Raw genomic sequence first — 19,938 nt, forward strand, 5'->3', positions numbered from 1 at the left:
CATGTCCCGAGGACGGACCCCGACCGGCTCGTTGTTCGACCCGCTGGCGGACGCCTACGCCGCCGCCCGGCCGAGCTATCCCGAGCATGTGTTCGGCGATATCGAAAGAGTTCTGGGCCGTCCGCTGGCGGGGACGGACGTCATCGACGTGGGTGCCGGCACCGGCATCGCCACCCGGCTGTTGCTCGCCCGCGGCGCGCGCGTCGTCGCGGTGGAACCCGGCCCGAGCATGCTCGCCCGGCTGCTTGACCGCAGCCCGGGTGTGCCCGCCGTCCGGGGTGACGGGGAGGCGTTGCCGCTGCGGGCGGGGATCGCCGACCTGGTCTGCTACGCGCAGGCCTGGCACTGGGTGGACGTGCCGGTCGCCGCGGCGCAGGCCGCGCGGGTGCTGCGCCCGGGCGGCGCGATCGCCGTCTGGTGGAACGATGTCGACGCGGCGGAGTTCCGCTGGTGGCAGCGTCAGCAGGAACGGCTGGAACGGATGAGCCCCGGCTACCGGCGCGAATACCGCACCCGCCCGTTCGCCGACGAGCTGCGCTGGACCGGCCACTTCAGCGAGGTCGTCACCCTGACCGGGCGCTGGCAGCGGCGCATCGGAATGGACGACTACCTCACGTGGCTGCGCTCGAAGTCGTACGTCGCGGCAATCGGTGATCGCCTCGAGGACTTTCTCGACGCCGAGCGTCGGACCATGCTTCGGGCCTTTCCCGACGGTGTCGTCGTCGAGCCCTTTCGCACCCTGCTGGTGATTGCGCGGACGCCGGAGGGCTGAGCCGCGCGCGGCCGTCCGCGGGCGGCTCGGTGCGCATTTCCGGACCGGTTGGTGACGCCCTGCCGCCCTCTATGTCCTATATGTAATGTATCGGATACTGTGGGTACAGGAGGCTCTCCTGTCGTTTTCGGGACTGAGTACCCGACTCGCCCCAGATTTACTGGTCCGTTAGTCTTGCGGCGTTCGCGGGGGTGGTGTCCAACTTTGTTGGCGAAGCGCAGTGTTGTGGGTACCGCATGCTGATCTGACCCTGATGGGCGGACCCGTGCGTGGCTGGCAGCGCCGCGTCCGGCCCGTCCCGGCGCCACAGGTCACCCCTGAGTCGGACGCCGACCGCCGGCGTTCCGGTAGAGGAGGCGACGGTCATCATGCGGCGTGGTCCGGAACAGGCTGGAGCGGCGGACTCCTGGGCGGCGGCGACCGGCCCGATGACCTCCTGGCAGACGGAGACCGGGGCGATGTACCCCCGCTCCGGAGACCTGCGTTCCGGAGACCTGCGCACAGGGGATCGGCACTCCGGGGACCGGCGCTCCGGGGACCGGCGCACGGGCGATCAGCGCGCGGGAGATCGGCGGCCCACCGTAGATCGGCGTACGGGAGACCGGCGCTCCGGGGATCGGCGCACCGGGGATCTGTATACGGCGGACCGGCGCACGAGGGACCCGTATTCGGGGGATGAACGTAGGGGGAACCCCCGAACGGGGGATCCGCGCTCGTCCGATCCGCGCCCGTCCAGTCCGCGCGCATCCAGCCCGGGGGCGCGGGAGGTGCGGGCCGGACGCGAGCGTGGCGGGGCGGACGACGGCACCGGCCCACGGCGCGGCGCCCAGCCTCCGCCGCGTTCCTCGGCGCCGGCCCGGCAGGCCGGAGCCTCGTCCGCGGACGCCGCGGCGAAGTTTGCCTACAACCCGGCCCTCGACGGGCTGCGGGTCGTCTGCATCTACATCATCCTTGCCGGCCACATGGGCGCCATCCACGCCAGCAACGTGGCGGTCGACGTCTTCTTCGTGCTCAGCGGATTTCTCATCACCGCGCTGCTGCTGGCCGAGCGCAGTCGGACCGGGACGATCTCCCTGGGCCGATTCCTGGTCCGGCGTGCCTACCGGCTCATGCCCGCGATGTGGGTCTACCTGCTCGTCGGGCTCGCCGTCACGGTGGCGTTCAAATGGAACGACGTCCCCTTCCGGGACGACTACATCGGCAGCGCGCTGTCTGCGTTCTTCAACGTCAACAACTGGTACAAGGTGGTGCACCCGGCGGCCGGCGGTCGCTGGCTGGCCCACGTCTGGTCACTGTCGCTGGAGGAGCAGTTCTACCTGCTGTGGCCGGGGCTGTTCCTGCTCGTCTCCCGGTCCGCGCGGCTACGGCCGCACCTGATCAAAATTCTTCTCGCGATGATCGTGGTGTGCGCGGTCTGGACGTACACCGTCGCCAGCGGCGGCGCGCCGCACTCGCGGGTGTACCTGGCGCTCGACACCCACGTCGCTCCGCTGCTGATCGGCTGCCTGCTCGCCGTCTGGCGCGACGCCCGGCTGCGTGCCCTGGCCGAGGAGGAGCCGGTCGCCGACCCGCCCACGGGCGGACGCCGCCGCCGGCACTCCCCGCAGCCGGGGAGCAGGGTCACGCCGGTCACCTCGGCCGCCGTCGAGCGCTGGACGGTGGGGCGGCGCATCGCCGATCTCGGCCTCCTGGCCGGGATCGGGCTGATCCTCTTCGCCTTCCTCGGGCCGAACAAGGACACCCACGAGGCCAACTGGCTCGATCATGCGGCGTACATCCCGAGCGCCCTGCTGGGTGCGATCGTCATCCTCAGCGCGGACCTGCGCCGGGACACCGCCTGGGTCCGCCTGCTCGGCAGCCCGCGGATGGCCTTCCTCGGCAAGATCACCTTCAGTATCTACCTGTGGCACTACCCGGTCATCTCGGCGGCCAACGGTCAGCTCGTACCCCGGATCGGGCTGTGGCCCTCGGTGGTGTGCGCCGCCGCCGCCAGCACGTTCATCGCCTACTTCTCGAACCGGTTCGTCGAGAAACCCGCGCAGCGGGCCCGCCCCACGTGGGCGGACACCCCGCGCGGACCGGCGACGACGAAGAGCTCCGCCGGCCGCCCCGCGCCCGAGCCGACCGGACGGTCCCAGGCCACCGGCCGGCCTGAGGAGACCGGCCGACTCCAGGGGGCTGGTCCGCTCGAGGGGGCTGGTCCGCTCGAGGGGGATGGCTGGATCGAAAAGGACTGGCGGTCCGAGGACACCGGCCGCGACGAGGACACCGCCCGGCTGGTACTCCCGGGCAACGCCGGCCGGGCCGCCGCCGGCCATCGCACCGGTGGCAACAGGCGCGGCGATGCCCGGTATGCCGACCCCGACCTCCTTGACGCCCCGCTCGCCGACTCCGGGTACGTCGACGCGGGATACGGCAGCGGCCGCCCGGACCGCGGCGAACCGAGCGCGCCCGACCGGCGATACCCGCAGCCGGTCGGGCGTGCCGCGGGCCCCGAACCCGGTACCCGTCCCGACCCGCGATGGCACGACGCCGCCCAGGATCCTGGCGCCCAGGAACGTGCCGTCCAGGATCGTGGCGGCCGAGGCTGGGGCGAGCAGCAACCGCCCGGCTTCCACGACCGGGAACCGGGCGGCCGCCCGGTTCCCGATCCGCGCGGGGGAGGACTGCCGGGCTTCGCGGAGCCGGACGCCGGCGACGATGCCGACGTCTGGATCGACGAGGGGTACGCGCGCCCCCGTGCCGGCTACGCGGCCACGACGGCCGACCGGACCTGGCCACCGCGCACCGTTGGTCAGCGCGGTTACAGCAGCGTCGGGGAGCACGAGGATCCCGACGGCTACGGCGTTCCGGCCGACTACGGCCCGTCGGTCGGCTACGACGTTCCGGCCGGCTACGGCGTTCCGGCAGGCTACGGCTCAACGGCCGGCTACGGCGCTCCCGGAGGCTACGGCGCCGCCGGAGGCTACGGCTCTTCGCCCGACTATGGCGCTGCGGCGGGCTACGGCCCTTCGGCCGATCACGGCGCTCCTGGCGGAGGCTACGGCGCTTCGGGAGGCTACGGCGCTTCGGGAGGTCATGGCGCTTCGGGAGGTCGTGGCGCTCCCGGGGTCTCCGACGCCTCGGCGGCGGGGTATGGCGTTTCGGCGGACTACCGCGGCGCAGGCGGTTACCACGGTCTGGGTGGTGACCCGCTCACCGGCCCGACCCCGCCGCCGGTCGGGCCCGCCTACGTGGACCATGCCTATCTCGAGGAGCCGCACTTCGGGCCGGGATCCGGGTACGGGCCGGGGCCGGGGCTCGACGCGGACGAGCGGCCCCGGGTGCAGGGGTACGACTCCCACCCGCCGCGTGACCCGCTCGCTCACCCCGGGCATGATCCGGACCGACGCGGCTACGCCGACGGCGCCGGCCACGACCGCGGGGTGGGCGGCGGCTGGCCGTCTGCCGCGGGTCCCGATCCCGGGCGCGGCACGACCGACGGTCGTCTTCGGGGCGATGAGGGCGGGCGCCACGGCGGGTACGACCGGTGGTCCGGCGACGGGGGCGTGCCCCGCAGGGGCCGCTGATCCGGGCATCCCGGATCCGGGGTGACCCGCGTACCTGGCCTCGCCCGATCGGGCCGTACCCTCCAGGTCGAAGCGGACGGAAGGGAAGGACGGTCATGATCGTTGCGGTCATGGGGGCGGGGCGGCTGGGCGGGGCGGTGCTGTCCGGCCTGTTGGGCTCCGGGCACGCGCCCGGGGACGTCGTCGTGGCCGAGCGGGACGCGGGCCGGGCCGCCGAGATCGCGGCCCGCCACGGCGTCGAGGTGCACCCGCCGACGGCCGCGGCGGCCAAGGCCGACGTGCTGCTCATCGTGGTCAAGCCGCAGGACGTCGCCGCGTTGCTGACCGAGATCGCGCCGGTGGTCCCGGCCGGCACACTGGTCGTGTCGCTCGCGGCCGGGGTCACCACGGCGGCGATCGAGCAGCGGCTGCCGTCGTCGCCCCCGGTCATCAGGGTCATGACGAACACGCCGCTGCTCGTCGGGGAGGCGATGTCGGCGATCTGCGGCGGCCGCCACGCCGCGCCGGAGCATCTTGCCGCCGCGCAGGCGCTGCTCGAGCCGGTCGGGCGGGTCACCCAGGTCGCGGAGTCCCAGCTCGACGCGGTCACGGCGCTGTCCGGCAGCGGGCCCGCGTACTTCTTCTACCTGGTCGACGCGATGGTGGAGGCGGGCGTGCTGCTCGGCCTGCCGCGGCCGCTGGCCACGGAACTCGTCACCCAGACGGCGCTGGGGTCGGCCCGGATGCTGCGCGAGAGCGGCGAGCATCCCGCGCTGCTGCGGGAGGCGGTCACCTCACCCGCGGGAACGACCGTCGCGGCGCTGCGGGAGATGGATCGGCGGGGGGTGCGCGCGGCGCTGATGGACGCGTTGGAGGCCGCCGCCGACCGCTCCCGGGAACTGGGCCGTTCGTAGTCGGGACACCGGGCGCGACGTGGTTGGTCCCCGCGGCGGGTAGGCTCGCCCGGTAACTTCCTCAACAGATCGGTCGGGTACGTGGGCTCAGTCATCAAGAAGCGTCGCAAGCGGATGGCCAAGAAGAAGCACCGCAAGCTGCTGAAGCGCACGCGCGTTCAGCGTCGCAACAAGAAGTAGGTTCCCGGCCCACGGCCGGCGGGGGGACAAGCCGGCGGCCGGCGGATGGTCGGCTGGGCCCACGTTCCCCGTCATCGACGTCTTTCGACGTTTCATCACTGCCTGGCGTAGGTCTCCCGTGCTGACAGGAGCCTCGCCGCGTCGCTCTGCGTGCTTAAGCCATGACTCTGTGGCAGGCTTGCTCCGCGGGGGCGGCAGCGCGGCCGGTCCGCGGGCAGGGGGACGGCATGACGGGATCGTGGATCAACTTTCTGTCCGACTACGGCGTCGACGACGCCTGCGTCGGGGTGTGCCACGGGGTCATCGCGCGGCACGCCCCGTCCGCGCGCGTTCTCGACGTCTGCCACTCGATCGCGCCCCAGGACGTGGGGCATGCGGCGATCACACTCGCCGGGGCGGTCGGCTACCTGCCGGCCGGGATCCACCTCGTCGTCGTCGAGCGCCTCGACGCCGACGGCTACACCCGCGGGGTCGCGGTCCGCACCACCGACGGCTCGGTGTTCGTGTGCCCGGACAACGGCGTGGCCTCCCTGGCCTGGGAGGCCCTCGGGGGGATCGCGGACGTCCACGAGATCGCCAACCGGGAGCTGTGGCTGCCGCTGCCCACCGCGGTGTTCCGCGGCCGGGACGTCTACGCGCCGGTCGCGGCGCGGCTCGCGGCCGGCCTGGAACTGACGGACGTCGGTCCGCGGCTCGACGCCGCCTCGCTCACCCGGTTCCGGCCGCGCGCGTGCAGCGTCGACGACGATCACGTCCACGGTGAGGTCGTCTCCATCGACCACTTCGGCAACCTCTCGCTGAACGTGACCCGCATCGACCTGGAGGCCGCCGGCATCCTGCTCGGCGATCGGGTCGAGGTCCGGGCCGGCAACCGGCTCATGCGGCTGACCTTCACGCAGACCTACGGCGAGGTGCCGCGGGGCGGAGTCACCGTGTGCGAGGACGCCCTGCGCCGCGTGATGATCGCGGTGAACTGCGGCCGGGCGTCGGACGCACTGCGGCTGCGCCGCCAGGACGCGGTCGTGATCGCGCAGCTTCCCCGGGACCCCTCGGCGTTCCGCATCGTCCAGGATCTGCCGCTCCCCGCCTGACGATGTTCACATGCTGTAGTCGACACGCCGAATAATCTCACGCTGCGCAGTGAGGGTAGGAAGTATGGGCGTACGATGACCGCGGCGGGGTCGCGTGCATCGTCCCCGACCGGGTACGGCCACCGGCGATCGAAGGTGGCCGACGGGTCAATCCGGCGGGCCCGTGCGGCCCCGGCGCCGGAGGGACACCTGCGGGCGTTGCGGGGAGACTGTCATGAGACCACGCCGGGTGCTGGTTACCGGTGTCGCGCGGCCGCTGGGTGCCCAGGTGGCGATGGCTCTCGCCGCGGATCCCGCCATCGAGGCCGTGGTCGGGGTCGACACGGCGGCGCCCGACGCGGATCTCGGTCGCACCCGGTTCGTCCGCGCCGACATCCGGCACCCGTTGATCGCCAAGGTCATCTCCACCACGGAGGTCGACACGGTGCTGCATCTCAACGTCATCGCGACCCCGCTGGGGGCGGGCGGCCGGGCCGCGATGAAGGAGATCAACGTGATCGGCACGATGCAGCTCCTTGCCGCCTGCCAGAAGGCGAGGAGCGTCAGCCGGCTGGTCGTGAAGTCGACGACGTCGATCTACGGCTCCTCCCCGCGCGACCCGGCGCTGTTCACCGAGGACACCGAGCCGCGATCCCTGCCCACCGGCGGCTACGCGAAGGACGCCGTCGAGGTCGAGGGCTACGTGCGCGGCTTCAGCCGGCGCCGACCCGACATCGCGGTCACGGTGCTGCGCTTCACCAACATCCTTGGTCCGCAGGTGGACAGCCCGCTCGCCCGGTACCTGGACCTGCCGGTGGTGCCGACGGTGCTCGGCTTCGACCCTCGCATCCAGCTTCTGCACTCCGACGACGCCCTCGCGGTCCTCCTGCGCGCGACCCGCGGCGACCACGCGGGCACGTTCAACGTCGCCGGGGACGGGGTGCTGCTGCTCTCCCAGGCGATCCGTCGGGCGGGCCGCCCCTACCTGCCGGTGCCCTTTCCGGCGATCGGCGCGCTCGGCGGCGTTGCCCGCCGGCTGCGGCTCGTCGACTTCTCCGCCGAGCAGCTCGATCTGCTCGCCCACGGGCGCGCGGTCGACACCGCCCGCCTGAAGACGGTCTTCGGGTACCGGCCCCGATACTCGACCGTGGAGACCTTCGACAACTTCGTCCGGTATCGCGACCTGCGGTTCACCATCGACCACGAGCTGGTGTCCCGGATCGAGCACGGCCTGCTCGGCTCGCTGGACCGGCGCCGGCTGGTGGGTTCGCCGTGACGCCTCCGACGGGTGGGAACGGCCGGCCACGGCGGACGGGGGAGGGCGCAGCGCATGGCGGACCGTGACGAGTCCCGGGGGGACGCGCAGATCATCCCGCTGAACAGCGAGGAGCGAGCGGGCCTGGCGGACGGCGCCCGCCCGGCCCGCCGCGCCCGCCCGCGACCCGCCGCCCGCACTCCGGCGGCCCGGCCCGCGCGGCCCGGCGGATCCGCCGCGGACGCCCCACCGTCGGATGCCCCGGCGGCGGATGCCCCACCGTCGGATGCCCCACCGTCGGGTGCCCTGTCGGCGGACGCCCCGGCGGCGGATGCGATGACGGGGGCGTCCGCGGCCGCCACCCACGGCGTTGCGGGGAGCGTCGATTCGGCCGCTGCGGATGCCGGCGAGCCCGCTCCCCGACGGCGGGTCGACCCGGGTGTGCATCGGCTCAACGGCGCCCGCCCCTCACGAGCGAAGCGGCCTACCAGCCGCCCAGGGCCCACCGACCGTGCCGCCGGCGACCCGGCCGCCGTCACCGACCCCGCCACCGCCGCCACCCGTGACGGCACCGGCAGCGACCGCACCGGCACCAGCACCGGCACCGGCCGTACCGCAGCAGACCGCACCGGCGGTGGTCGCACCGCCGCGGGCCGCACCTCCGCAGGGCGCACCGCCGGCGACCGGGCGAGCTCCGGACCGGGCGCCACCGCGAGGCAGGTCCCGCGGATCAGCGTGGACGGCGGTGCCGCAAGCAGCGCCGAGGACGGCACCACCGAAAGCGACCGCGGCGGCTTCGAGGCCGGCGACCTGGAGACGGCCCTGGCCGGCGTACTGGCCTTCCTGCGCCGGCGCATCACCGGCGACTACGTCGTCGACGAGCACGGGTTCGATCCCGACCTCACCGAGCACGTGATCGCACCGCTGCTGCGCCCCGTCTACCGCGACTACTTCCGGGTCGAGACGCGCGGGCTGGAGAACATTCCCGACGTCGGCGGCGCGCTGGTGGTGGCCAACCATTCCGGCACCCTGCCGATGGACGCGCTGATGATGGCGATGGCGATCCTCGATCACCATCCCGCCCACCGCAACCTGCGGATGCTCGCGGCCGACCTGGTGTTCGCCGTGCCTTTTCTCGCCCCGTTGGCCCGCAAGATCGGTAACACGCTGGCCTGTCAGGCGGACGCGGAGCGGCTGCTCACCGCGGGGCATCTGGTGGGAGTCTGGCCGGAGGGCTTCAAGGGCGTGGGCAAGCCGTTCAGCGAGCGCTACACGCTGCAGCGCTTCGGCCGGGGCGGCTTCGTCTCCGCCGCGCTGCGGACCGGGGTGCCGATCATCCCGTGCACGGTCGTCGGCGCCGAGGAGATCTACCCGATGATCGGCAACGCGAAGTCGCTCGCCCGCCTGCTCGGCCTGCCCTACCTGCCGATCACGCCCACCTTCCCGTGGCTGGGCCTGCTGGGCCTGATCCCGCTGCCGTCTAAGTGGATCATCGAGTTCGGGGAGCCGGTGCCGACGGATTCCTACCCGGCGGAGGCGGCGGACGATCCGATGCTCGTCTTCGAACTCACCGACCGCATCCGCGAGACCATCCAGCACACGCTGTACAGCCTGCTGATGCAGCGCCGGTCGGTGTTCTTCTGAGCCGAGCGACGCCGCGGCCGGGCCGGCCGACCGCGGCGGGCCGCGGCGATCAGACGCTGGCCACCCGGCGACGCAGCGCCATCCCGGCGGCGACGCCGCCGGCCAGCGCGCCGGCGCCGGCCGCGGCCGGAATGCCGATCCTGACCGCCTTGCGGGCCGTGCGGAAGTCCTTGATCGGCCACTCCCGCTCGCGGGCGACCGTCTTGAGGTCGGGATCCGGATTGATCGCCACCGGGTGGCCGACCAGCGAGAGCATCGGCAGATCATTGATCGAGTCGGAGTAGGCCCAGCACCGGGACAGGTCCAGCCCCTCCCGCTCGGCGAGCGCCTGCACCGCCTCGGCCTTGGCCTGGCCGTGGAGCAGCCCGCCGACCAGGTGGCCCGTGTAGGTGCCGTCGGTGACCTCGCTGACCGTGCCGAGCGCGCCGGTCAGGCTGAGACGTCGGGCGATGACCGAGGCGAGCTCCACGGGCGTCGCGGTGACCAGCCACACCCGCTGGCCGGCGTCCAGGTGCTGCTGGGCCAGGGCGTGCGCGCCGGAATAGATCTGCTCGGCCATCCGCTCGTCGTAGATCTCCTCGCCGTAGCGGACGATCTCGGCGACCGAGCGCCCGGCCACGAAGGCCAGGGCCGTCTCCCGGGCGTCGCGCATCCCGTCCGGGTTCTCGTGGCCGCGCAGCCGGTACGTGACGTGCTGCCAGCCGAACCGGAGCAGGTCACGCGAGTCGAAGAAGTCCCGCGCGGCGAGGCCGCGGGCGAAGTAGAAGATCGAGGCGCCGGCCATCATCGTGTTGTCCACGTCGAAGAACGCGGCGGCGGACTCGTCGAGCGGGGGCCGGGGAACCTCTTCGGCCGCGACCTTCAACGCGGCGATGGCGGCCGCCTCGGCCGCCTGCCTGGTCTCGGCCACACCCCTGCGTCGCACCCTCATCAGTCATCTCCATGCAGTTCGCGGTGGAGCGAGGGGCTCGGCCCGGACGGTGACGCTCGGCCCGGACGGTGACAGGCCCACCGCCCACTCGTCGTCACCACCTCGGCGCGTCAGATTCCACACCTCGGTTCGTCGGCACGCCGTCAGACTACGGCCCGACCCCTGTCGGTGGCTGCAGGCGGTTCAGATCCGGCGGCGCAAAAGTGCCGGTGGGGCAAGAAAGGTGTCGTGGTCCACGGATGATCCGAAGATCCGTCGTCACCGGCGCCGGTGGGTGCCCGGGCCGTCAGGCCGGCCCCGCCGCGGGCAGGCTGCGGGCGAGGGCGCGCAGGGCGCGCAGCTGCAGCGCCCGCACGGCACCTTCGTTGCGGCCCATCGCGAGTGCCGTCTCCCGGACCGACAGGCCCTCCAGGAACCGCAGTGCGATGCACTCCTGCTGGTCCGGGCGCAGCCGGCGGACCGCGTCCAGCAGCTCGCGGTGGGTCAGCACGGCGACGATCGACTCCTCCGGGCCGGGCACGGCGAGCGCGGTGGCCCGCTCGTCCGCCGCGGCGAGGATGTCGGCGGTCGGGATCTCGAACCGGCGCCGCGCCGAGCGGGCCTGGTCGATCAGCAGGTTGCGGGCGATGGTGACGAACCACGCCCCGATGTCGCGGCCCTGCCAGCGGAACGCGCCGATGGTGCGCAGTGCTCGCAGGAACGTCTCGCTGACGATGTCCTCGGCCGCGACGGGGTCGCCGCCCAGCCGGTACAGCGCGTACCGGAACACCAGCTCGGCGTAGTGGTCGTAGAGCAGGCCGAAGGCCTCGGCGTCGCCCTGGCGGGCCCGCGCGACGAGGGCGGCGCGCTCCGACTCCGTCGGTCCCTCGGGGGCGGCCGTGCCGCGGCCCTGGGTCGGGCTGCCAGCCCCGAGCTGTTCGGGGGCAGGCCGACCGCGGCGTGCCGCGGGGCCCATCCGGACCGCCTCGGCACCCCCGCCTGCCCTGCCGCCCGCCCCACCTGCCTCGCCCACCGAGGGCGGTGTCTCGGTGGGCGTCCCGGCTGCCGGCAGGGGGACGGCCACGGCCGCGACTGCCGACCAGAACCGGCGCAGGGTCACGCGGATCCGCGCGTCGCTGGGCAGTAGGGGAGCCGGCGACCGCAGCCACGCGTCCGGACCGCGCCGCACCGCGGCGAGGCCGGCGGCGAGGTCGGCGAGCGTGCAGTCGGTCACAGCCCGGCTCCGGAGGATGCAGTCGCGACAGGACGGGCCGGCAGGCCCGGTGCACGTGAGGGCGCAGGTAGCTGAGTGTAGCCGCAAGACGAACGCGCGGCAGTCGTAGATCGAGGTCGCGCCGGTCCCGGTCACCGTCGTGACCGGCGGAAGCCGCCTCGCGGCGGACTTACCATCGGGTTATGGACGACGACGGGTCGGGATCGGCGCAGCCCGGCGGCGGGAGCGCTCGGATCACCCTGCTCACCCGGGTGGGCTGTCATCTGTGCGACACCGCGCGGGACGCGGTCGCGCGGGTGGCGGAGCAGGAGAGGGTCGGGTGGCGCGAAGCGGATGTCGACGCCGATCCGCGGCTGGCCGACGAGTACGGCGACCGGGTGCCGGTCATCCTGGTCGACGGTCGGGAACACGGTTACTGGCGGGTGGAGGAGGAGCGGCTGCGGCGGGCGCTGGCCGGACGCCGGTGGTCCCTGCGTTCCGGCGGGGGTCGCTGATCCGCTGGTCGGGCTCTCCCCAGCACTTCGTGAATCCCTTCACGAAGTCGTACACTGCCCGTCGACAGCCGACTTGTGGCGCCGGCAACCGCATGCGGAGGGTCGGCGGGGCCACGGGTTCGGGCGCACAGCTCCGGGCGGCGACGCGCGCCCACAGATCGGAGCCGCGGATGAGCCAGCCCCGGCGTCGCCCAGCGGTGATCCGGCGACGAGCCCGCAGTGAACCGCATTCCGGCCGCTCCGTGGTGCCGGAGGCCACGGTCGCCCGGCTGCCCCTCTACCTCCGGGTACTGACCACGCTCGCGGAGGGTGGGGTGCACACTGTGTCTTCGGACACCCTGGCCGCCGCCGCCGGCGTCACCCCGGCGAAGGTCCGCAAGGACCTTTCCCACCTCGGTTCCTACGGGACGCGGGGCGTCGGTTACGAGGTCGACGTCCTGCTCGACTGCATCGCCGCGAAGCTCGGCCTCACCGAGGACCGCTCGGTGGTGCTCGTCGGCGTCGGCAACCTTGGTCACGCCCTGGCCGGCTACGGCGGGTTCCACGCCCGCGGCTTCCGTATCGTGGCTCTGGTCGACGCGGATCCGGAACGGGTCGGCGAACGGGTCGGTTCGGTGATCGTCCGGCCCGTGGACGAGCTGGAGCGGGTCATCGTCGAGTGCACGGTCACGATCGGCGTGATCTGCACTCCGGCCGCCGCGGCGCAACAGGTGTGTGACCGACTGGTCGCCGCGGGGGTCACGAGCATTCTCAACTTCGCCCCCACGGTGCTGTCGGTGCCGGAAGGGGTGGACGTGCGTAAGGTCGACCTCGCCGTGGAGCTTCAGATCCTTTCCTTCCATGAGGCACGGAAACGTCCGTCCGCGCCTCGCGAGGGACCGCCCGGTGGGCCGGCGCTCGCCGGCACCGGCGCTGTCGCGAGCCTCGACGGGACGGGCGCCGACGGGGCGTCGCCGGACGGCGCGTGGCCCGATCGAGCCCGTCAGGCATCGCAGGGGTTTCCCGCCGCCGAGACCGCGGCGGACGGGCGCTCGGCCGGGGAGACCGCCTCGGGCGAGACAACCAGGGTGAGGACCGAGACGGATGAGGTCGTGCGGGTGACTCGTCAAGCCGGACAGACACGGCCGGCGCAGGCGGTTCGTCAGGTCGGGCCGGTCCGGGAGAGCCGGCTCGGGCAGCCGGCACCGCACCGGGTCCATACCGGCGAGCCGTCCCCGCCGAGCCGCGGCACCCCGCCGGGCGCGGGCGCACCGTTCGCCGGCGACCGCCGGTGGGGTCTGGCCGGAGGACGCGCGCAGGGTCTGGCGGGGGGTGGGGTGTCGTGAGCCTGCTGGTGGTGGGCCTCAACCACCGGACCGCCCCGACCTCGCTGCTCGAGCAGGCGTCGGTGTCCGGCGACGACACCCCGAAGGTCCTGCACGATCTCGCCGCCGCGGCGCACGTCAACGAGGCGGTCGTGCTCTCGACCTGCAACCGGACCGAGATCTACGCCGACGTCGAGACCTTCCACGGCGGGGTGGCCGACATCTCCGACCAGCTCAGTCGCATCTCCGGGATCGATCTCGGTGATCTGGCCGGCCATCTGTACGTCCACCACGACGCCCGCGCGGTCGGCCACCTGTTCTCCGTGGTCTGCGGGTTGGACTCGATGCTCGTCGGCGAGTCGCAGATTCTCGGGCAGGTGCGCGGCGCGTTCCGGACCGGGCAGTCGGCCGGGGTCGCGGGCAGCGCGCTGTCCGGGCTGTTCCAGGCGGCGCTGCGGGTCGGCAAGCGGGCCCACTCCGAGACGTCGATCGACGCCGCCGGCGCCTCGATCGTCGCGGTGGGCATCCGGCTCGCCGCCTCCAGCCTCGGGATCCTCAGCGAGGTGCCGGCCGTGCCGGTCGCGCCGCCGGGCGGGGTCGCGGGCGAGCTCGGGGGCGCCGCGGTGCTCGCCGCGCCCGTGGCCGAGCCGCCGCCGCTGGCGGGTGCCCGGGTGCTGCTCATCGGTGCCGGCGCGGTCGGCTCGCTGGCGGCGCAGACCGCCCGCCGGGCCGGCGCCACGGAGATCGTGATCGCCAACCGGACCCCGGCCCGGGCGGCTCGGGTCGCCGAGATGCACGACGGCCGAGCCGTCGGCCTGACCGACCTTCCGCACGAGATCCTCATGGCCGACCTGGTGATCTCCTCGACCGGCGCCACCGGTCTCGTCGTCGACCACGACCTCGTGGCCGCCGCGCTGCCCGGGCGCGGCGGGCGACCGCTGGTGTTCCTCGACCTGGCCCTGCCGCACGACATCGACCCGGGCGTGCGCGCCCTGCCCGGGGTGAGCCTGATCGATCTGGAGGCGCTGCGGGTCGCGCTCGACGGCGCCCAGGTGGCGCACGACGTGGAGGCGGTCCGCGCCCTGGTCTCGACCGAGGTCGCGGGCTTCCTCGACCGCCGCCGCGCGGGTCGGGTCGCGCCGACCGTGGTCGCGCTGCGGGCGCACGCCGACTCCGTCGTGCACGGCGAGCTTGCCCGGTTGCACTCCCGCCTGCCCGACCTCGACGATCGGGAGTGGGAACTGGTGGAGGGCGCGGTCCGCCGCGTCGTCGACAAGCTGCTGCACGCCCCGACCGTGCGGGTGCAGCAGCTCGCCGGCGCGCCCGGCGGCGATTCCTACGCCGAGGCCCTGCGGGAACTGTTCGATCTGCCGCGCGAGGTGCCCGCCGTGGTGTCCGCGCCCGATCTTGATCTTGTGGAGCGTTCGTGACGGCGATGGAGCCGACCAGCACCGAGACCGACCCGACGGCCCTGGGCGCGACGCTGCGCGCCCGGTTCGCGGGTCGCCGGCTGCGGCTGGGCACGCGTCGTTCCGCGCTGGCCCTGACCCAGTCCGGCATGATCGCCGCGCAGTTGCGGGAGAGGGTGGGCTGCGCGGTCGACCTCGTTCCGATCGTAACCGCCGGTGACCGGTCGCCCGCGGAGATCAGTCAGATCGGCGGTACCGGCGTGTTCGTCAGCGCGCTGCGCGACGCCCTGCTGGCCGGCGAGATCGACCTGGCCGTGCACTCCCTGAAGGACCTGCCGACGGCCACCCCGCCCGGCCTCGTGCTCGCCGCCGTCCCGACCCGGGAGGACACCCGGGACGTGCTCGTCTCGCCCAGCGGGCGGGGGCTCGCCGCGCTCGGGCCGGGCGCCCGGGTCGCGACCGGCGCCCCGCGCCGCGCCGCCCAGCTGCGGGCGCTCGGGCTCGGGTTCGACGTGGTCGCGATCCGCGGCAATGTCGACACCCGGCTGAAGAAGGCCATCGACGGCGAGGTCGACGCCGTCGTCCTCGCCTATGCGGGACTGGCGCGCCTGGACCGTCTGGACGCCGTCACGGAGATCCTCGACCCCGAGGTCATGCTGCCGGCGCCCGGCCAGGGCGCGCTGGCGGTCGAGTGCGCCGCGGAGGCCGGGCTCAGGCTGGCCGGACCGGCCCGCGCGCTGGTCGCGGCCGGGGCCGGGGACCACGCCGACGGGGATCGCCCGGGCGCGGAGGCCGGGCGGGACGGGCGGGGCCGGGGTCCGGATGTGGGACGGAACAGTGGCCAAACGCGGTCAGATCATGGTCAGCCGCTCGATGGTGGCCTTGCCGAGCTGCTACGGTTTGTGCTCGATGACGCATCGTCGTCCGTCGCGATCAGAGCGGAACGCGCGTTTCTCGCTGGGATCGAGGCTGGATGCACCGCCCCGGTCGGCGCTTTGGCAGTGGCAGAGCCTGCGCCGGCGGCGGCCGTCGGCACTGTGGCACCGGCCGGCGATGCGTCCCCCGCGGGTCGACTGCGCCTGCGGGCGGTCGTCGCCGCGCCGGATGGCAGCACCGTCCTCCGGCGTGACGTGACCGGGTCCGCCGTCGACCCGGAGGCGCTCGGGCAGCGCCTCGCGGACGACCTGCTGTCCGCCGGAGCACACTCGCTGATGGGAATTCGCTGAGCATGGCCACCCGACGCACGAAGAAGCCCGTCTCCCCGGTCGCACTCGTGGGTGCCGGCCCCCGTGACCCGGGCCTGCTGACCGTCCTCGCGGTCGAGACCCTCTCGTCGGCCGACCTCGTCGTCGCCGACCCCGACGTCGCGCCCGCCGTCGTGGAGAACCTCTCCGCCGAGGTGCTGCGCATCGGGGACCTGGAGGCGTCCAAGCCGGTCCGCGACGCCGAGGCGGCCACCGCCGCGGTGGTCAGCCGGGCCCGTGCCGGGGACAGGGTCGTCCGGCTCTACGCGTCGGACCCGTGGCTGACCCGCATCGGCGCCGCCGACGCCCAGGCGCTCGCCAAGGCCAAGATTCCCTACCGGGTCGTGCCCGGGGTCCTCACCGGCGCCGCGGTGGCCACCTACGCCGGTGTCGCGCCCGGCTCGCCGATCACCTTCGCCAGCACGTCGGGCGTGTTCTCCTCGTCGGGGACGCTCCCGGCGCCGTCGCCGTTCGGCGTGGGCGAGCCCGTGGGCCCGCTGACCGGCCCGCCCTTCGGCGCCGGCCGGCTCGGCGCCCGTCCGATGACCGGGCTGGGCGGCGGCCTCGGCGGCGGGCTGGGCGCCGGCTTCGGGTCGCCGCTGGGGCTGGGCAGCCCGGGTGGGTTCGGCGGGTTCGGCGCGCCGGTTCCCTCGCCCGGCGACGTCGACTGGGCCGCGCTCGCCCAGGCGCCCGGCACGCTCGTGGTCACCGCGGCGCCGACCGAGGTCGGCAAGGTCGCGGCGGCCCTGGTGGAGCACGGCCGCCCCGGGGACACCCCGATCGCGGTCACCGTGGACGGCACCACCACCGACCAGCGCACCGTCACCTCGACCCTCGACCGGGTCGAGGCGGACGTCGCGCCGCTGCTGACCGCCGCCCCCGCGCCGATCACTCAGGTCGTGCTCTCCGTCGGGGCCGTCGTCGCCACCCGGACGAAGTTGTCCTGGTGGGAGACCCGGGCGCTGTTCGGCTGGACGGTGCTGGTGCCGCGGACCAAGGAGCAGGCGGCGATCCTGTCCGACCTGCTGCGTTCGCACGGTGCGAGTCCGCTGGAGGTGCCGACGATCGCGGTCGAGCCGCCGCGGACCGCCGCCCCGATGGAACGCGCGATCACCGGCCTGGTGTCCGGGCGTTACCAGTGGGTCGCCTTCACCTCCGTCAACGCCGTGCGCGCCGTGCAGGAGAAGGTCGAGGAGCGCAGCCTGGACGCCCGCGCCTTCGCCGGGGTCAAGGTGGCGGCGATCGGCGAGGCGACCGCCGAGGCCCTGCGCGCCTTCGGGATCCGTCCCGACCTGGTCCCCACCGGCCAGCAGTCCAGCGAGGGCCTGCTGGAGGACTGGCCGGAGTACGACGAGTCGCTCGACCTGCTCGACCGGGTGCTGCTGCCGCGGGCCGACATCGCCACCGAGACCCTGGTCGCGGGCCTGAAGGACCGCGGCTGGCAGGTCGACGACGTGACCGCCTACCGCACGGTCCGGGCCGCCCCGCCGCCCGCCCCGATCCGCGAGGCGCTCAAGGGGGGCCGGGTCGACGCCGTCGTGTTCACCTCCTCGTCCACCGTGCGCAACCTCGTCGGCATCGCCGGCAAGCCGCACGAGACCACGGTGATCGCCGTCATCGGCCCCGCGACCGCGGCGACCGCCCAGGAACTCGGGCTGCGCGTCGACGTGCAGGCGCCGGAGGCGTCCATCCCGGCTCTGGTCGGGGCGCTCGCCGAGTTCGCCGCCGAGCACCGCGAGGAGCTGGGCAAGATCGGTCCGCTTGCGGCCCGCCTGCCCAAGCCGCGCCGCGGCTCGCGGCGGTAGGCCGGCGCCTTCCTGGCCTGTCCAGCCGCAGCGGCGGGGCGGGTAGCGTCGGCGTGGGCCGGCCGTCGTCGTCATCGTCGGGAGGTGCGGGGCTGATGAGCGGGATAGCGGGAGCACGGGGCGCCGGCGGCGCAGGGGCGGGAAACTCCGGTCCGGCGAGGTCGGGGTCGGGCGGCCCGGGGAGCCCGGGCTCGGGCGGTTCGGGCTCGGCCGGTTCGGGGTCGGCCGGGTTTCCGGCGGCACGGCCCCGCCGGCTGCGCCGCTCGCCCGCCCTGCGCCGGCTCGTGTCGAACGTGCGGCTGCACCCGGCGGACCTGGTCCTGCCGCTGTTCGTCAAGGAGGGTGTGGACCAGCCGGTTGCGCTGACCTCGATGCCCGGCGTCGTCCAGCACACCCGCTCGTCGCTGCTCAAGGCCGCCGTCGAGGCGGTCGAGGCCGGGGTCGGCGGGCTGATCCTGTTCGGCGTGCCGGCGGCGAAGGACGCCCGGGGCTCGGCCGCCGACGACCCCGCCGGGATCGTCCAGCTCGCGCTGGCCGACCTCGTCGCCGAGGTCGGCGGGGACATAGTGCTGATGACCGACCTGTGCCTGGACGAGTACACCGACCACGGCCACTGCGGCCTGCTGACCGACGCCGGCGAGGTCGACAACGACGCCACCCTGGCGCGCTACGCCTCGATCGCCGTGGCGCAGGCCCGCGCCGGCGCCGAGGTCGTCGCGCCGAGCGGGATGATGGACGGCCAGGTCGGCGCGATCCGGGCGGCGCTGGACGCCGAGGGCTTCACCGACCTGCCGGTCCTCGCCTACTCGGCGAAGTACGCCTCGGCGTTCTACGGCCCGTTTCGCGAGGCGGCCGAGTGCGCCCCCCAGTTCGGCGACCGCACCGGCTACCAGCAGGACCCGGCCCGCTCGGTGGCCGAGGCGCTGCGCGAGGTGGCGCTGGATCTCGCCGAGGGCGCCGACGCCGTGATGGTCAAGCCGGCGCTGGCGTACCTGGACGTGCTGCGCGCGGTCGCGGACACCGTGGACGTGCCCGTCGCCGCCTACCAGGTCTCCGGCGAGTACGCGATGGTCGAGGCCGCCGCCGCCGCGGGGTGGATCGACCGGGACCGGGCGATCGCCGAGACGTTGACGGCGATCCACCGCGCCGGCGCCGACATCATCCTCACCTACTGGGCCGTCGAGGTCGCTCGCGGCCTCGCCGCCCCCCGCTGACCCCCTCGCCGCTGCCGGCATCGCTCCCGCCCTCGTCGCTCCCGCCCTCGCCGCTCCCGAGTCGGCCCCACCCTGGTGCGGTCCAGCTCCAGCTGTCCCGCCTGTCCGGAGGGATAAATCGCCCGCCGAGGGCTCCGGATTGCGGGGGCGTTCGACGATCGGACTGGTGGGAGGCGTGCGGCCAGATGGTGGCGGGCGCTGAGCGGCGGCGCGCCGGTGTGAGGCTTCTCCGGCATGCGTCGATGGTGGCGCCGGGCGGCCGACTCGACCGGCCGCAGGCGGGTACCCGGCGCGGGCCGCGCGTCGCCGGGCCGCACGTCGCCGGCGTTCTCCCAGGCCACCAGGCGGTGATCCCCCGTCCGGGGGATCACCCCGTTTGGCCCGGCCTGCGCTCGATCGCTGGTCAGGGCGTTGCCGGGCGCAGGGGTCGGGCGGGGTTTCCCGGCCCGGCCGGCGGGTGGGGAAGTTCGGGAGGCTGGGCGGGGGCGCAGCGCCGCGGCCAGGGGTTGCGGGAAGCGCGTCCAGGTCTGTTCCCGTGACTTGCGTCGCCGTGTCGCAGGTACCCCTGGGGGGTAATTGTGTGCCATACGGGGGAGGGGTATGTTCGGGCTGCCGGGCGGATCCGCTCGGCCTGTGGACTGTGGCTGAGGAGACGAGGACCGCGATGACCGCGACCGCCTACACCGTGACCGGAATGACCTGTGAGCACTGCGCCCGCTCCGTCACCGAGGAGCTGGAGCGGTTGCCGGAGGTGTCCAGCGTCGCGGTGGATCTCGCGGGCAGCCGGGTCACGGTCGTGAGCGCCGGGGAGCTGGCGGACGGCGCCGTCCGCGAGGCCGTGACCGAGGCCGGATTCGAACTGGTCGGCCGGGCCTGACCGAGCCCGCGGGCAGTGCGTCGCCGGGCGGACCGGGGAGGGGAAGCGCGTGACCAACGTCGGG

Annotated in this window: 16 protein-coding genes; 14 read left to right on the top strand and 2 right to left on the bottom strand. The window is 74.1% G+C overall.

Going from position 1 to position 19,938, the window contains the following annotated elements; genetic code table 11:
• The first annotated feature begins 1 nt into the window (after window position 1).
• The 7 genes from FRAAL_RS04170 (at window position 2) to FRAAL_RS04195 (ending at window position 9,383) form a co-directional block, all read left to right on the top strand.
• Window positions 2-772 (top strand): class I SAM-dependent methyltransferase, encoded by a 771-nt coding sequence (locus FRAAL_RS04170; RefSeq protein WP_041938824.1) that lies wholly within the window; start codon window positions 2-4, stop codon window positions 770-772.
• Between the two features lie 767 nt (window positions 773-1,539).
• Window positions 1,540-4,341 (top strand): acyltransferase, encoded by a 2,802-nt coding sequence (locus FRAAL_RS04175; protein ID WP_011602201.1) that lies wholly within the window; start codon window positions 1,540-1,542, stop codon window positions 4,339-4,341.
• Window positions 4,342-4,436: 95 nt separating this feature from the next.
• Window positions 4,437-5,234 carry a pyrroline-5-carboxylate reductase gene (proC, locus tag FRAAL_RS04180; RefSeq protein ID WP_041938825.1) on the top strand — a complete coding sequence of 266 codons (798 nt, stop codon included), beginning with the start codon at window positions 4,437-4,439 and terminating at the stop codon, window positions 5,232-5,234.
• An 81-nt stretch (window positions 5,235-5,315) separates the two neighbouring features.
• The gene (locus tag FRAAL_RS31315; protein WP_003948845.1) at window positions 5,316-5,414 is read left to right on the top strand and encodes a 30S ribosomal protein bS22; all 99 of its coding nucleotides are present in this window, start codon (window positions 5,316-5,318) and stop codon (window positions 5,412-5,414) included.
• Window positions 5,415-5,641: 227 nt separating this feature from the next.
• Window positions 5,642-6,505 (top strand): SAM hydrolase/SAM-dependent halogenase family protein, encoded by an 864-nt coding sequence (locus FRAAL_RS04185; RefSeq protein ID WP_041938826.1) that lies wholly within the window; start codon window positions 5,642-5,644, stop codon window positions 6,503-6,505.
• 214 nt (window positions 6,506-6,719) lie between these two features.
• On the top strand, window positions 6,720-7,760 hold the full coding sequence (locus FRAAL_RS04190; protein WP_041938827.1) for an NAD-dependent epimerase/dehydratase family protein: 1,041 nt from the start codon (window positions 6,720-6,722) through the stop codon (window positions 7,758-7,760).
• 54 nt (window positions 7,761-7,814) lie between these two features.
• Window positions 7,815-9,383: a 1-acyl-sn-glycerol-3-phosphate acyltransferase gene (locus FRAAL_RS04195; protein WP_173402675.1), complete on the top strand. Its 1,569-nt coding sequence runs from the start codon at window positions 7,815-7,817 to the stop codon at window positions 9,381-9,383.
• Window positions 9,384-9,432: 49 nt separating this feature from the next.
• Here the strand turns inward: FRAAL_RS04195 and FRAAL_RS04200 are convergent, their stop codons facing one another.
• On the bottom strand, window positions 9,433-10,314 hold the full coding sequence (locus FRAAL_RS04200; RefSeq protein ID WP_041938828.1) for an HAD family hydrolase: 882 nt from the start codon (window positions 10,312-10,314) through the stop codon (window positions 9,433-9,435).
• Window positions 10,315-10,600: 286 nt separating this feature from the next.
• Window positions 10,601-11,527, bottom strand: a complete 927-nt coding sequence (locus tag FRAAL_RS04205) for a sigma-70 family RNA polymerase sigma factor (protein WP_011602207.1) — start codon at window positions 11,525-11,527, stop codon at window positions 10,601-10,603.
• A 182-nt stretch (window positions 11,528-11,709) separates the two neighbouring features.
• On the opposite strand from FRAAL_RS04205, the gene FRAAL_RS04210 reads away from it, so the two are divergent.
• The 7 genes from FRAAL_RS04210 to FRAAL_RS04240 all read left to right on the top strand — a co-directional run bounded on the left by FRAAL_RS04210 (window position 11,710) and on the right by FRAAL_RS04240 (window position 19,874).
• On the top strand, window positions 11,710-12,021 hold the full coding sequence (locus FRAAL_RS04210) for a glutaredoxin family protein (protein WP_011602208.1): 312 nt from the start codon (window positions 11,710-11,712) through the stop codon (window positions 12,019-12,021).
• A 170-nt stretch (window positions 12,022-12,191) separates the two neighbouring features.
• Window positions 12,192-13,346 (top strand): redox-sensing transcriptional repressor Rex, encoded by a 1,155-nt coding sequence (locus FRAAL_RS04215; protein WP_083866704.1) that lies wholly within the window; start codon window positions 12,192-12,194, stop codon window positions 13,344-13,346.
• Window positions 13,343-14,755 carry a glutamyl-tRNA reductase gene (locus tag FRAAL_RS04220; RefSeq protein WP_041938829.1) on the top strand — a complete coding sequence of 471 codons (1,413 nt, stop codon included), beginning with the start codon at window positions 13,343-13,345 and terminating at the stop codon, window positions 14,753-14,755. Before FRAAL_RS04215 ends, FRAAL_RS04220 begins: the two co-directional genes overlap by 4 nt.
• Entirely contained in the window at window positions 14,752-15,960 is a 1,209-nt protein-coding gene (gene hemC, locus FRAAL_RS04225) for a hydroxymethylbilane synthase (protein WP_011602211.1), read from the top strand. Before FRAAL_RS04220 ends, hemC begins: the two co-directional genes overlap by 4 nt.
• 2 nt (window positions 15,961-15,962) lie before the next feature.
• Window positions 15,963-17,783 carry a bifunctional uroporphyrinogen-III C-methyltransferase/uroporphyrinogen-III synthase gene (locus tag FRAAL_RS04230; protein ID WP_011602212.1) on the top strand — a complete coding sequence of 607 codons (1,821 nt, stop codon included), beginning with the start codon at window positions 15,963-15,965 and terminating at the stop codon, window positions 17,781-17,783.
• A 95-nt stretch (window positions 17,784-17,878) separates the two neighbouring features.
• Window positions 17,879-18,997: a porphobilinogen synthase gene (hemB, locus tag FRAAL_RS04235; protein WP_083866705.1), complete on the top strand. Its 1,119-nt coding sequence runs from the start codon at window positions 17,879-17,881 to the stop codon at window positions 18,995-18,997.
• A gap of 664 nt (window positions 18,998-19,661) precedes the next feature.
• The gene (locus FRAAL_RS04240) at window positions 19,662-19,874 is read left to right on the top strand and encodes a heavy-metal-associated domain-containing protein (protein ID WP_041938830.1); all 213 of its coding nucleotides are present in this window, start codon (window positions 19,662-19,664) and stop codon (window positions 19,872-19,874) included.
• Window positions 19,875-19,938 lie beyond the last annotated feature (64 nt).

Source organism: Frankia alni ACN14a (genome assembly GCF_000058485.1).
Taxonomy (GTDB): domain Bacteria; phylum Actinomycetota; class Actinomycetes; order Frankiales; family Frankiaceae; genus Frankia; species Frankia alni.

Coding starts and splice junctions, on each gene's coding strand:
- FRAAL_RS04170 (WP_041938824.1), top strand. CDS start 2: ATGTCCCGAGGACGGACCCCGACCGGCTCGTTGTTCGACCCGCTGGCG.
- proC (WP_041938825.1), top strand. CDS start 4,437: ATGATCGTTGCGGTCATGGGGGCGGGGCGGCTGGGCGGGGCGGTGCTG.
- FRAAL_RS04185 (WP_041938826.1), top strand. CDS start 5,642: ATGACGGGATCGTGGATCAACTTTCTGTCCGACTACGGCGTCGACGAC.
- FRAAL_RS04190 (WP_041938827.1), top strand. CDS start 6,720: ATGAGACCACGCCGGGTGCTGGTTACCGGTGTCGCGCGGCCGCTGGGT.
- FRAAL_RS04195 (WP_173402675.1), top strand. CDS start 7,815: ATGGCGGACCGTGACGAGTCCCGGGGGGACGCGCAGATCATCCCGCTG.
- FRAAL_RS04200 (WP_041938828.1), bottom strand. CDS start 10,314: ATGAGGGTGCGACGCAGGGGTGTGGCCGAGACCAGGCAGGCGGCCGAG.
- FRAAL_RS04210 (WP_011602208.1), top strand. CDS start 11,710: ATGGACGACGACGGGTCGGGATCGGCGCAGCCCGGCGGCGGGAGCGCT.
- FRAAL_RS04215 (WP_083866704.1), top strand. CDS start 12,192: ATGAGCCAGCCCCGGCGTCGCCCAGCGGTGATCCGGCGACGAGCCCGC.
- FRAAL_RS04230 (WP_011602212.1), top strand. CDS start 15,963: ATGGCCACCCGACGCACGAAGAAGCCCGTCTCCCCGGTCGCACTCGTG.
- hemB (WP_083866705.1), top strand. CDS start 17,879: ATGAGCGGGATAGCGGGAGCACGGGGCGCCGGCGGCGCAGGGGCGGGA.
- FRAAL_RS04240 (WP_041938830.1), top strand. CDS start 19,662: ATGACCGCGACCGCCTACACCGTGACCGGAATGACCTGTGAGCACTGC.